6 protein-coding genes and 1 tRNA gene are annotated in these 14,564 nt (G+C 38.1%); 2 read left to right on the forward strand and 5 right to left on the reverse strand.

Going from position 1 to position 14,564, the window contains the following annotated elements; translation table 11 throughout:
- Positions 1–299 precede the first annotated feature (299 nt).
- Positions 300–3,317, reverse strand: coding sequence for a protein translocase subunit SecDF (gene secDF, locus ACYPZI_RS14380; protein ID WP_459602796.1), 3,018 nt, complete (start codon positions 3,315–3,317; stop codon positions 300–302).
- 285 nt (positions 3,318–3,602) lie between these two features.
- Between secDF and ACYPZI_RS14385 the strand changes: the two genes are divergently transcribed.
- On the forward strand, positions 3,603–6,794 hold the full coding sequence (locus ACYPZI_RS14385) for a S41 family peptidase (RefSeq protein WP_459602798.1): 3,192 nt from the start codon (positions 3,603–3,605) through the stop codon (positions 6,792–6,794).
- Between the two features lie 302 nt (positions 6,795–7,096).
- Positions 7,097–8,593, forward strand: a complete 1,497-nt coding sequence (locus ACYPZI_RS14390; protein WP_459602800.1) for an acetyl-CoA hydrolase/transferase family protein — start codon at positions 7,097–7,099, stop codon at positions 8,591–8,593.
- Between the two features lie 107 nt (positions 8,594–8,700).
- On the opposite strand, the gene ACYPZI_RS14395 is transcribed toward ACYPZI_RS14390, so the two are convergent.
- The 4 genes from ACYPZI_RS14395 to ACYPZI_RS14410 form a co-directional block, all read right to left on the reverse strand.
- Positions 8,701–11,658, reverse strand: a complete 2,958-nt coding sequence (locus ACYPZI_RS14395) for a PEP/pyruvate-binding domain-containing protein (protein ID WP_459602802.1) — start codon at positions 11,656–11,658, stop codon at positions 8,701–8,703.
- 187 nt (positions 11,659–11,845) lie between these two features.
- Positions 11,846–11,918, reverse strand: a tRNA-Phe gene (locus ACYPZI_RS14400).
- A 117-nt stretch (positions 11,919–12,035) separates the two neighbouring features.
- Positions 12,036–12,362, reverse strand: coding sequence for a DMT family transporter (locus tag ACYPZI_RS14405; protein ID WP_459602804.1), 327 nt, complete (start codon positions 12,360–12,362; stop codon positions 12,036–12,038).
- A 92-nt stretch (positions 12,363–12,454) separates the two neighbouring features.
- Positions 12,455–14,203 carry a phospho-sugar mutase gene (locus ACYPZI_RS14410; protein WP_459602806.1) on the reverse strand — a complete coding sequence of 583 codons (1,749 nt, stop codon included), beginning with the start codon at positions 14,201–14,203 and terminating at the stop codon, positions 12,455–12,457.
- Positions 14,204–14,564: the final 361 nt, after the last annotated feature.

Here is a 14,564-nt window from a genome sequence, read left to right on the forward strand (position 1 = left end):
TTACTACTTACTACTTACTACTTACTACTTACTACTTACTACTTACTACTTACTACTTACTACTTACTACTTACTACTTACTACTTACTACTTACTACTTACTACTTACTACTTACTACTTACTACTTACTACTGACTACTTACTACTTACTACTTACTACTTACTACTTACTACTTACTACTTACTACTTACCACTTACTACTTACCACTCGTGATTTCAAGATTTTACTATATAAGAAAAAAGCCCGCTAATGAATTAGCAGGCTTTTTTCCGAAAAGAGAAACTATTTAGTTTTACTTATTTTGCTTCTATTGCTTTCTTAGAATGTTCTTTTTTGAAGATCGTCCAAGCTATCGGCGTTGCTACAAATACTGAAGAGTATGTACCAATAAAGATACCGATAAAGATGGCGAATGTAAAGCTTCTGATAGTGTCGCCACCTAATAAGAAGATGCAGAACACCACCAACATCGAACTGATAGCTGTATTCAACGTACGACTCAAAGTCGAGTTCAATGCTTCATTAATTGTTTCTGTTATATCCCGTTTAGGATACATATTCCTAATTTCACGAATACGGTCGAAGATAACAACCTTATCGTTAATAGAGTACCCCACAACAGTAAGTACCGCCGCAATAAAGGATTGGTCGACCTCCATCGAGAATGGCATGATCTTATACAGTAACGAATATAAGATAATAACCATCACAGCATCATGTGCCACAGCAATAAGTGTTCCCACAGAAAACGCAATATCGCGGAAACGCAACAAGATATACAAGGCCATGAACGCGATCGCAATTAATACCGCAATCGTTGCGGCCGTTTTCAGGTCATCGGCAACACTAGGTCCTACACGCTGAGAACTCTGTACATATTTGAAGTTGAACGCATCTATGGTTTCTTTATCCGTAGCTCCTTTCGGAGTAATATTATTTGCAGCCAAAGACAAAGCCATCTTAGCCCTTATTTCGTTTTCAACGCTGTCTGTTGCTTCTTCAATCTTATAGTTAGTCGTAATACGTACCTGACTGGTAGATGAAGACTGACTAGCCGAACCACTGGTAAGAACAAGTACTGTTGAATTAGGAAATTCAGAGACCAATACCTTTTCAACGTCATCAGCATTAACTTTCGTATCGAAACGAACCAAATAGTTACGTCCTCCGGTAAAGTCTATACCACCATTCAAACCATTGATAAACAAAGACGCTACACCTGCAATGATTAACACAACAGAGATAATCACGATGTGTCTGGTCATACCAAGGAAGTTAATATGAGTTTCCTTGAATATTTTCTTAGATATAACCGTTGTAAATGTAAGGTGTCTTAGTTTTCCTTTATCCAACATATATTCATAGAATATACGGGTTAGGAACACGTTCGTGATAAACGATGCAATGATACCGATAATCAATGTTGTCGCAAAACCTTGTATAGGTCCTGTACCGAAGTATGCAAGTATTATCGCTGTAATAACCTGAGAGGCATGCCCATCGAAAATAGCAGAGAATGCATGTCTATAACCATCAACAATGGCGACTTTGGTATTCTTTCCTGCCTTAAGTTCTTCTTTTGTACGCTCATACACAAGTACGTTAGCGTCCACTGCCAGGGCCAAAGCTAACACAAGTCCGGTTATACCCGGCAATGTCATCACCGCTCCGAAAGCGGCTAATATACCTATTGTAAAGAATAAGTTCACTAACAATGCCACATTGGCTATCAAACCTGGAATTAATCCGTACACAAGACAGATATATAACATCAACAGCACCAAAGCCAATACAAATGATATAATACCGGCATTAATAGCTTCCTGACCCAAAGATGGTCCAACAACATCTTCCTGTACAATGTGCACACCGGCTTTCATCTTACCCGACTTTAACACATTTTCCAAGTCTTTCGCGTCTTCTACAGAGAATCGGCCTGTAATTTGTGAGCGTCCTCCATCTATCTTACCATTCACATTTGGCGCCGAATATACAGATCCATCCAGTACGATAGCAATACTTCTACCTACTTCCGCACCTGTAATCGTAGCCCAGCGTTGTGATCCGATAGTATTCATTTGCATATCTACTTCCCAAGCTGAACCATGTTGACTTTGATCGGCTTTAGCAGAAATAACCACTTCACCGTCCAGTGCAGGACCTTTCTTTACACCATCGCCACGAAGGGAATAAAGTGCAAATTGTGTTTCTTTTTGGTCTTCTGCTTTAAAACCCCAAGCAAATTCCAGCCCACTCGGACGTTCCGGTAAATCTTTATATTTATGCAAGATAGCATTTACTGAGGCTGTATCGTTCTTGTGAACGAAAGCAACCATAGCGCCATCGTAAGGTATTCTTTGCAAATATTGATCGAGAGACTTCGCAAACGCCAATTGAGAAGCCGGGGTTAAAACGGCTGATGAATCTACAGATAGAGAGTCCTTTACGATTACTGACGAATCAGATGCTGTCGCACTCAACGCTTGTCTCGATAATTCACTTACAGTAGCTAAATAGCCTTGAATTTCTGAATAATTATATGTTTTCCAGAACTCAAGATTTGCACTACCTTGAAGCAATTTTCTTACGCGTTCCGGTTCTTTTATCCCCGGAAGTTCTATCATAATACGTTCAGCGCGATTGTCCAATTTTTGAACATTCGGAGCAACCACACCAAAACGGTCGATACGAGTACGCAATACACTGAAAGAGTTATCTGCTATAGCTTGCAATTCTTTTCTCAAAACACCTTCTACTTTTGCATCGTTATCTTGAGGATTTATCTGATCTCTCAACTTCGTGCTAAATATTCCGGCGAGTTTGCCTGTTCCGTTTGCAGCCTTAAACTTATCCAAAAATATGGAAATATAATCCCGGTTACTTCCTTTACGGTTTTCATCCGACGCTTCTTGCAGAGCTTTACTAAAAGCAGCATTATCCGGATCACCCAGAGAGCTAAGCACTGCTGACGCATCTACTTCAACAATGACACTCATCCCTCCCTTAAGGTCGAGACCTAAACCGATTTCTTTTTCACGGCATTCTTTCAGAGTATAACCAATACTATCTCCTAGAAAAGGAATACCCGGCCAAACTCTTTCAGTTGACATCGAGTCCAGATAGTGGCTATATTGTTTATTATACAGCTCATCATACAATTGCTGATCACCTTTCGAATGTTCAGAAGCATAAGCGGCTGCATATTTTTCAGCCTTGCTTTCTTGGTTTCTGGTAACAAACGTAAAGGACAGATAGAATAAACATACCAATGTCAAAAGAATGGAAAATGTTATTACAAAGCCTTTGTTTTGCATTTTAAATTTTACTTTTCGTTACTATAATTATTTTATTTCTATTTCACTCAAAATTAATTAAATATACATATACCTCGTAAAACCTCTGCGTAAAAACGGCTAAACCGAGACATATATACACTTTAAGGCGTGCAAATATAATCTTTTATTCTTTAAAAAACACAAAAAATATTAGAAACATTTATGACAAATAGAATATCCGGTAGAGAAAAATATTATGAAAATAGTCTTTCTTTAAAAGTAAAGGTTTTACCTTTGTTTAATTCAAATTAAACAGTAATCATTATGAGGAAGTTGATCTTATTCTTGTTTTTCATTCTATTTTTATTGGCAGCAAAAGCACAAGAGGCACGTTTGCTTCGTTTTCCTTCTACTAATGGAAGCGAAATCGTGTTTTCCTATGCCGGCGACCTTTATAAAGTCCCCTTTAACGGAGGAGAGGCAAAGCGCCTTACATCTCACATCGGATACGAAATGTTTCCCAAATTTTCGCCTGATGGTAAAACAATTGCGTTTACCGGTCAGTATGACGGTAATACTGAGGTTTATACAGTTCCTTCGGCAGGAGGAGAACCATTACGTGTCACATATACAGCGACTAATGCCCGTGACGATATCGGAGACCGGATGGGACCTAACAATATTGTAATGGGATGGACTCCTGATGGAAAGGATATCGTTTACCGGAATCGTATAGGAAGCGGTTTTACAGGGCGTCTATATCTGGTAAATAATGAAGGTGGATTGTCAAATGGACTGCCTTTGCCCGAAGGTGGTTTTTGCAGCTATTCTCCTGATGGTAAAAAACTGGCATATAATCGTGTAATGCGCGAATTTCGTACATGGAAATACTATAAGGGAGGGATGGCCGATGATATCTGGATATATGATCCAAGTGCAAAATCGGTACAAAACATTACGAATAACGATGCTCAGGATATTATGCCGATGTGGATAGGAGACGATATTTATTTTATATCGGATCGCGATCGCACAATGAATATATTTGTCTATAATACAAAAACCAGGCAAACATCTAAGGTTACTGATTTTACAGAATATGATGTGAAATTCCCAAGCTATCATGGCAATATTATTGTGTTCGAAAACGGCGGATATATTTACAAGTTGGATGTAACAAACAAGCAGCCTGTGAAAATCAATATTACTCTTGCTTCGGATAATATTTATGCACGCAGTGAAGTTAAGGACGGTGGTAAATACATAACCGGCGCAAGCTTGTCGTCAGACGGAGAACGTCTGGTTGTAACCACACGTGGTGAGGTTTTCAACATACCTACCGACAAGGGGGTAACAAAAAATATAACACGTTCACCAGGCGCTCACGATCGTGACGCGGAATGGTCGCCTGATGGAAAATCAATTGCCTACATTTCCGATGCAACAGGAGAAACAGAACTTTATTTGCAAGATGCAGTTGGATCTGACCCTGTTCAGCTTACCAAAAATAATGACACATACATTCGTTCATTTGTATGGAGCCCCGATTCAAAATCGATTGTTTACACCGATCGCAACAATCGTATAAATCTGTTGGATGTCTCTTCAAAACAAAAGACAGTATTGTTGCAAGATCCCGCAGGTGAACCTCGCGGAGTAATTTTCTCTCCCGACAGCAAGTGGTTGACATATTCTCGTATGGAATCCAATGATTTCAATGTTGTATATATATTTAATATAGCGGCAAAAAAAGAATACGCGGTTACCGACAAGTGGTACGAATCGTATAGTTCTACGTTTAGTAAGGATGGTAAATACCTTGTATTCTCTTCTGCCCGGAATTTTAATCCGGTGTATGGCTCTAAAGAATGGAATCATATATATCAAAATTCGAATGGCATCTATCTTGCTCTTTTGTCTAAGGATACACCTTCTCCATTTCTTGAAAAAGATGCAGTAGTAAACGAGAAGAAACCGGCAGAGAAAAAGGATTCGGTAGTTACCGTTAAAATAGATTTTGATGGAATAGCCAATCGCATAGTGAAGCTTCCTGTTCCGGCCGGTTCATACCGGAATTTCTATATGGATGGAAACAAGGTATATTATTCGAAACAAGGTGCGGTAACTGTCTTTGATTTGAAGACTCAGAAAGAAGAAACTTTGGTTGAAGGCGCTTCGATGAATGTGGATTATAATAGTAAAAAAGCGTTGTTTTATAAAAACAGGCAGCTTTATGTTGCTAATATTCCTGCCGGAAAAACGGAACTGAAAGATCCTGTAAACCTATCGAATATGAAGATATATACAGACTATCCTCAAGAGTGGGCTCAAATATTCGATGAGGCATGGCGGGTATATCGTGATGGATTCTATGTGGAAAATATGCATGGCGTGGACTGGAAAGCAATCAAGAAAAAATACGAGGTGTTGTTGCCTTATGTGAAAAATCGCTTAGACCTGAATTATATAATAGGTGAAATGATTGCCGAGTTGAATTGTGGACACGCATATGTAAATCCGGGAGAAGCGGATCGCGCGGATAGGATTAATACGGGTCTGCTTGGCGCCGAAATATCACGTGATAAGAGTGGATTTTTCCGTATAGAGAAAATATTGCAGGGTGCCGCATGGGATAAGGGGCTTCGCTCGCCGCTGACTGAACCGGGAATAGACGCTAAAACCGGAGATTTTATAGTGGCTATAGATGGTATCGCCGCTAATTCAGTAAAGGATATGTTCTCGTTGCTGGTCGGCAAGGCCGGGGTTTCAACCGAAATATCGTTGAATAGTAAACCGCAGTTGGCAGGAGCCCGTAAAATTGTAATTAGTCCGATTGCCGACGAAAGCCCTTTGTATCAATACGAATGGGTACAAAATAATCTTAAGAAAGTAGAAAAAGCTTCGAATGGTAAAATCGGATATATCTACATCCCTGATATGGGACCTGAAGGCTTGAATGAATTTGCCCGTTATTTTTATCCGCAACTGGATAAGGAAGGTTTGATAATCGATGACCGTGCCAATGGCGGCGGAAATGTATCTCCTATGATATTGGAGCGTCTTTCGCGAGAGCCTTACCGGTTGACTATGCGTCGCGGATCGAACCGTATAGGAACAGTTCCTGATGCTGTGCAAATAGGACCAAAAGTATGTCTGATAAATAAATATTCTGCTTCTGACGGTGATTTATTCCCTTGGGGATTCCGTGCATTGGGCATCGGTAAACTTATTGGAACACGTACTTGGGGTGGAATTGTTGGTATATCAGGTTCGATGCCGTTTATTGATGGTACAGACATACGGGTGCCATTCTTTACCAGCTATGATGCTAAAACGGGGCAATGGATCATCGAAAATCATGGAGTTGACCCGGATATAGTAGTGGACAACGATCCTATTAAAGAATGGAACGGGGAAGATCAACAGCTTGACCGCGCTATTGAAGAGGTGATGAAAGAACTCAAAAACAGAGAGCCTTTAAAGCCGGTTCCAACGCCTAGAGTCTGGAATAAATAACAATATATTTAGGCCAAAAATAAAAATACCTGATTTCTCATATGTAAAAACCGATAGATCTGAATCTATCGGTTTTTGCTGTTATTTATAATAACCTGTCAACTTATAAAATCGATCAATACAATCAGAAGAAAACCTCTCTGAATTTATAATCGTAATTTATCAAAAAGACTTTTGTATCAATACTGTAGAACTAATTATTTTTTAGTTGATAAAAATAGTTCCACACATAATAATTTTGTACTTTTGCAGCGCAAAACAAAGGCATTTGGAATCAATAAAAACTTTAGATAAAAAGAACAATGGCTTTAAAATTTATGACTGCCGAAGAGGCGGCAGCACTTATCAATCACAACGACAACATAGGATTTAGCGGCTTTACGGCTGCCGGATGTCCTAAAGTAGTGCCAGCCGCGCTGGCAAAACGCGCAGAAGAAGAACATGCAAAAGGCAATCCATTCGAAGTTGGAATGTTTACAGGGGCTTCAACCGGAGACTCTATCGACGGAAATCTGGCTCGCGCACACGCCGTAAAATTCCGTACTCCTTACCAATCGAGTAAAGACATGCGTAATGCTATCAATAGCGGAGAAGTTAAATACTTCGACATGCACTTGTCTCAACTTGCCCAGGAAATCCGTTACGGATTTCTAGGTGGTGTAGATGTTGCTATCATCGAAGCTTGCGATGTAACCGAAGAAGGAGAAATTATCCCTACATGCGGTGTAGGTATTATGCCGACTATCGCCAAAATGGCTAAACTTGTTATCGTTGAATTGAACCGCTGGCATCCAAAAGAACTGAAAGGAATGCACGACATAGCCGAATTTATCGACCCTCCTTTCCGTATCCCTATTCCTATTTACCATGCTAGTGATCGCGTTGGAACTAATAGCGTAAAAATAAATCCGAATAAAATAGTTGTAGTAGAAACCAATACGCCTAACGAAGGTTCCGGTTTTGCACCTGTAGATGAAATCACAGCCAAGATTGGAGAAAACGTAGCTTATTTTCTTGAAAAGGAAATGGCTGAAGGACGTATGCCAAAAGAATTCCTGCCTGTACAATCGGGTGTAGGAAATATAGCCAATGCTGTACTTGCTGCTATGGGCGACAGCAAAGCGATCCCTAATTTTGAAATTTACACGGAAGTTATACAAGATGCAGTTATCGAACTGATGGAAAAAGGCCGTGTCCGCTTTGCCAGTGGCTGTTCACTTACTGTAAGCAATCCGGTTATTGAAAAAATATACAAGAACCTTAGTTTCTTCAAAGAAAAGCTTATTCTTCGCCCTTCGGAGTTTTCAAACAATCCGGGTATCGTCCGCCGTCTGGGTGTTATAGCCATCAATACAGCCCTTGAGGCTGATATTTATGGAAATATCAACTCTACCCATGTTACCGGAACAAAAATGATGAATGGTATCGGAGGTTCAGGAGACTTTACCCGTAGCTCGTACGTATCCATATTTGTTACTCCATCAGTCGCAAAAAACGGCCAAATCAGTGCATTTGTGCCTATGGTTGCTCATATGGATCATAGTGAGCACTCTGTGAAAGTGATTATATCGGAGTATGGTATAGCAGATCTTCGAGGCAAATGTCCGAAAGAAAGAGCCGAGGCAATTATAGAAAACTGTGTTCACCCTGATTATCGTCCGTTGTTGAGAGAATACCTTGCACGTTGTGAAAACGGACATACTCCTGTAGACCTATACGATGCATTCTCTTTTCATGAAGCATTTATAGAAACAGGCGATATGAAAAATGCTAAATGGCGTAAAGAAAAGAAAGCTTAAAGCTTCAATCTGAAAATAGAAAAGAGGGTGTGTCGAAAGCCCTGTAAACAAATTAGACCGATGTTTTTAACGACTTCGGTCTTTTTTGTTCTGTCCCTCAATTATCCCTATTCAGGTTTTAATGCCACACCTGTCTTTTTCTTTCCATTGATCTTTATTACAATCGGTCCCCGAAATTGGACATGCCGTACATATTCTGATTCATATATGGACGGTTGATTATTTAAGAAATCTTCATCAAAGACACCATCACCTTGTAAAAATGGATTAATCGAAAAGTAACCAACACCAAAAGATGTCAGATTTTGGAAAAAATGTGTTCCTTGGCTCGGCTCTATTTTATAATTATCCAAAGCTAATTCCACCAAAACCCGGGCATTACTTATTTGAGACCATTTTACAGGGATACCTAACCAAGGATCGCTACTTCCCCATCTGCCAGGACCGACCAATATATAACCTTTTTCTCTATTTAAGAAATCCATATTTATTGAGTCTATTTCAGTAGCTATTTTAGGATTATTGGCAGGATTAAACCCCTTTGATTTTACATAAACAATATCATAAACATCGTTTACGATACCATGTCCCAAAGCATTACTAGAATAAAGAATTTCTTGAGATGGATCTATTCGGGATAAATCTTCGAGCATAAGTTCTTTATTTTGTACAATAGGTCTTATTTGTAACAAATAAAAAAAGCCTTCGCCTTTATCTTTAAGGTCTACTGCAAACTCTATTTCTACAGCGCGTCCCATTTCTTCTTGACCTATTTTTAATACTTTCCGCAAAATTTCTGACAGCGGGAAAACATTATGTTGCAAAACGTTGGCAAATGAAATTATTTTCCGGCCACTTTCATAATAACCTTCATAAATAATCTGGTCAACAGGATCGTATGTAGATGAAATGTATCTGATAGAATTATCTTTTTCCGCATCTTTAACAGTTAGTTTCAAAAGATTAAAACCATCATTTGTCGAAAAATCTTTATTTATCTTTTTAAGATCTAAAGCATAAAAATATCGTTGAGTATCTCTCAGCGCAAGTTCAACAGTACTTAACTGAATGATATTATGCGGATGCGCAGGGGAAAAACGGATATTAGTTCCCCCGTCAACAATATATTTCCCCAAGCCTAGAACAATATTAGCTATACCGTCTTCGGGTTTCTCGTTTCCTATAGGGTAAAAATTTAAAGAACGTGCCACCCCCGATATAGTAGGATAGAATCTATCGCCATATGTAGTCCCAACTGCTTCCTGCAACACAATCGCCATTTTCTCTTGATCGATTATATTTTGAGTAGCCGTCATATATGTTTTACTTTCTCTGTAAAATACAGACGCATACACAGCCTTTATCGCTTTGCTTAAGAGAGCCAATGTTTCGTACTTATCCTCAAATAACGGAATCATATATGTAGAATAAATACCAGCAAACGGCTGATAATGAGAATCCTCCAACAAACTAGAGGATCTAACCGCAATCGGAGTCTTAATTACATCCAAAAAGGCCATAAAATCTTCAAGAAGCCGGTCAGGTAAACCTGCTCTAAGAAAGTAATGCAAAATCTCATCGTCTGGTCTATCGGATAAAGCAATAGGATACAAATCGTTTAACTCCATAAATTCGTCAAAGATATCGGTACACAATACTACAGTACGGGGTATTCTTATCAGAATATTTTCGTCACCATTTAACTCTACATGCTCCTTTACTATATTATCCATAAAAGCTATACTACGCCCCTTCCCCCCTATCGATCCATCCCCCATTCGTGCAAAATTAGAGAATTCATCAAACCTATCTTTATCGAAAATTGCAACAACCCCGGAGTTTTTCACCCGCCGATATTTAATAATTATATCATATATCATTTCACGGGCTTCATCCATTGTTTTATAGTCCGAAATATCTATTCTTTTGAGCCATTCAGCAACAGGAAACATTGCTCTGGAGTAAAAGAATCGCGAAAAATGATCGTTCGACAAATGATATATCAAAGATTCGGTAGGAATCGATAATATATTTTTCTGTAAATCTTTTAAGTTTTTAATTCTATAAATTTCCGCTCCCGTCTTTGGATTAATTATTAAAAAATCACCAAAACCAAAATTATTTACAACCTGCTTTTTCAAATCTCTGGGAAAACTTTTCGAATTCTTATCTATAAAGCTGCAAGACAGCTCATCTGCATAAGCCTTATTATTAATTTCAGATGAAGTAAAAACAACAGGCACAAATCTCTTTTGCGACCTGATCCATTTAGCAAAATGGTATCCGGCAAGTTTATCTTTCACCCCATTATGCAAATAACTCATATCCGTAACTACACCTAATATATTGTTATAATATTTAGTATATATATTTATAGCTTCTTCATAAGTCCGGGCCAACATAATTTTAGGACGTCCACGCATACGAAGTTTTTGCTGATGTTCATTTAATGCCTCTTTTGAAAAATCCTTAGATTCCTCCATTATTATTTTAAAAAGAGTAGGTAATGCAGAAGAATAAAAACGTATCGAATCTTCAATTAGCAATATTGCCTGAACACCTACACTTTCTGTATCATGTTCCACGTTCATTGAATCTTCTATCAATTTAATGATAGCTAACAATAAATCAGGATTACCCAACCAACTAAAAACATAGTCAACTCCAGACAAATCCTCAGAAGCCAATCGCTTTGATACTTCTCGTGAAAATGGGGTCAATACGACAAAAGGTGTATCCGGATAGAGTTGTTTAATATGTGTAGCCGTAGAAAACATATCCGCTTCATCCAGATTTGGCATCTGTATGATTAGCTCATAATGATTTTCATTTAGTTCCATCAATGCCTCTTCTTTTGTCACTACCTGAGTAAAACGAGGAGGATAACTCAAGTTGAGGGAAGTATACTCATTAAATATTTGTTCATTAATCCGTCCATCATCTTCTAACATGAAGGAATCATACTTCGTTGCTATCAGCAAAACATTAAAAATGCGTTTTGTCATCAGACTATCAAATGATGTATCGACGAAACGAAAAGACTTTATATCAATAGATTTCTCCATATTATTCCAAGAAATTTAAAATAAAAGCTAAGATAACATTAATGAGAATAAAAGACAAGGTAGGAGAAAGATAATTAATCCAATAACAGAAAAACAGAGCTTGTTTAGGGTCATCCCAAAACTCAAACTGTGAATGTAAAAGCGACCTATAATTCTTTGATTATAAGTCGCTTTTATCTTTCTTTCGTGGTACCACCAGGAATCGAACCGGGGACACAAGGATTTTCAGTCCTTTGCTCTACCAACTGAGCTATGGTACCATGACCGTTTTGCGTGTGCAAAGATAGTATATAATTTATATTCTCCAAAAGATATATTAAAAATAATCACATCTTTTTTCACCTCTAAATAATCCTCAAATCTCATGGAAGTGAATATCAATGCGAAACAGCTTTTAATCCAACAATAGAAATAATGAGAGTTGAGATGAAAAACATACGCATTATACTCACAGGCTCTTTAAATACGAATATCCCAACCAGAACCGTTCCGACAGCCCCTATGCCCGTGAAAACTGCGTATGCGGTCCCCATAGGTATTATTTGAACAGCTTTTATCAATAGCCCCATTCCTAAGATTAAACATATACCAAAGGAAATATACCAATAATAAGAGTGTGGCGCTATCGCTTCTTTTGCTTTTGATAACGAAAAAGTAAATCCCACCTCAAAAAAACTTGCTAATAATAAATAAACCCAACTCATAATTATAAACTTAAATACATTGTTTCACAAATAAAAACTTCTCAAAGTCAAATGACTCTGAGAAGTTATATATCCGGCATTATTTGATTCTTTCAGATACCTAAGTCCCTACAGACTTGCTCTATTTTTTTGTCGGCAGCAGCATCTACCGAATCATATCCTGCTCTTGATTTCAATTTATCTTTAACTTCAATATAGAACTTAATTTTAGGTTCTGTTCCTGATGGACGAATAGATACTTTTGTCCCATCTTGAGTAAAGTATTGCAACACATTAGATGTTGTAGGCATCTCAAGGGTATACTCCTCATCAATACTCAAATCGAAAGCTTTCAGCTTTACAAAGTCTTTTATCAAAGTAACCTTTGCTCCGGCAATTTCTTTAATGGGATTATCCCTGAAATTCTTCATCATAGCTTCAATTTCTTCGGCTCCGCTCCTACCCTCTTTTACTACTGAAATACCTTTCTCCTTCGAAAAACCATACTCTACATATATATCTTGGAGCAATTCGTATATAGTTTTTCCATTATCTTTTGCCCAAGCAGCAATTTCTCCGAATAAAATAGCTGCAGAAACAGAATCTTTATCCCGGACAAAATCTTCGGCCAAGAATCCATAACTTTCTTCTCCTCCGCCAATATATTTACGTTTACCTTCCAATTCACGCATTACGGAAGCAATCCATTTAAACCCGGTATAACATTCAAACATTTCAACACCATTCTTTTCTGACACAACCTGAGTCAAGGTGCTGGTTACAATTGTACGTACAGTATATTCTTTTCCTGTCAGCCGGCCTAACTCTCTCTTGCGTGTAATAATATAGTAAACCAACATAATCATAGTCTGGTTACCATTCAATAAGATAAAGTTGCCTTTATCATCCCGCACACCGGCTCCAAAACGGTCTGCGTCAGGATCTGTGGCAAAAACAAGATCGGCATTTGTTTCCTCTGCCTTCTTTACAGCTAATGCCATCGCAGCAGGGTCTTCCGGATTTGGAGATACAACAGTAGGAAATTCTCCGCTTAGAACATTCTGTTCCGGCACATCGATAATATTTGTAAACCCGCAGGCTTTCATCGCTTTTGGTATTATTGTAGAACCCGTACCATGCAACGGGGTATATACAATACCAATATTACCATGTTTCTTAACAGATTCGGGTGAGAGCATCAATGTTTTCAGGTCTTTGATATAGGCTTCATCCATATCTTTTCCCAAAATCTCAATAAGGCTTTTATCCCCTCCTTTAAATTTAATATCTTCTATATTGACACGATTCACCTCTGCTATAATGTTCTTATCATGCGGAGGAACAACCTGTGCCCCGTCTTCCCAATAAGCTTTATAACCATTATATACTTTCGGATTGTGAGAGGCAGTAATCATAATACCACTCTGGCAATCCAATTTGCGAATAGCATAAGATACTTCCGGTGTAGGACGCAAATCTTCAAACAAATACGCTTTAATACCGTTTGCCGAAAATATTTCAGCTGATATCTCGGCATATTTACGGCTATTGGTCCTACAGTCGTGACCAATAACCACCTTTATCTGTTTAAGCCCGGCAAACTCTTTTAGCAGATAGTTAGCCAACCCTTGTGTAGCTCCGCCAATAGTATATATATTAACCCGGTTGGTACCAACACCCATAATACCGCGAAGCCCTCCTGTTCCAAATTCAAGATCTTTGTAAAAAGCCTCTATCAGATCGGTTTTATCTTCCTTATCCAACAATGCTTGCACTGCTTTCCTTGTTTCAGCATCATATTTGTCCGATAACCATGTCTTAGCCTTATTTGTCACCTGTACTAGTAAATCACTACTTTCCATGTTCTTATATTTTAGATTGTTTATTGATTCAAATAATAATAGATCAACAAAAGTAATATTTTTTCATCGGTTTTCCTGTAATTTCTTTTTCCTTTTTCCATCAAGGCTTACTGTTTATAACTTCTCCTTCATTTCATCAAAGATCTTTTTAGCCATCGCTTCGCGCCGGTCATAACTCATAATTCTTCATTCTTACTTGTACATATATAATATAATTTTATTGTAAAAATATATACATTAGATATTATATAGAATAAAGATTTATGGATTTCATAAACAAACAATTAACCACAGAGTTTACGGAGTTATGGTTCACGGTGTATCACGGTGTAACTCCGTGATATTTAACTCGGTGCAACTC

Source organism: Dysgonomonas reticulitermitis (genome assembly GCF_054601275.1).

Bases quoted from the DNA above. Each gene is read 5' to 3' on its own strand.
- ACYPZI_RS14405 (WP_459602804.1), bottom strand. From the start codon at position 12,362: ATGAGTTGGGTTTATTTATTATTAGCAAGTTTTTTTGAGGTGGGATTT.
- secDF (WP_459602796.1), bottom strand. From the start codon at position 3,317: ATGCAAAACAAAGGCTTTGTAATAACATTTTCCATTCTTTTGACATTG.
- ACYPZI_RS14410 (WP_459602806.1), bottom strand. From the start codon at position 14,203: ATGGAAAGTAGTGATTTACTAGTACAGGTGACAAATAAGGCTAAGACA.
- ACYPZI_RS14385 (WP_459602798.1), top strand. From the start codon at position 3,603: ATGAGGAAGTTGATCTTATTCTTGTTTTTCATTCTATTTTTATTGGCA.
- ACYPZI_RS14390 (WP_459602800.1), top strand. From the start codon at position 7,097: ATGGCTTTAAAATTTATGACTGCCGAAGAGGCGGCAGCACTTATCAAT.
- ACYPZI_RS14395 (WP_459602802.1), bottom strand. From the start codon at position 11,658: ATGGAGAAATCTATTGATATAAAGTCTTTTCGTTTCGTCGATACATCA.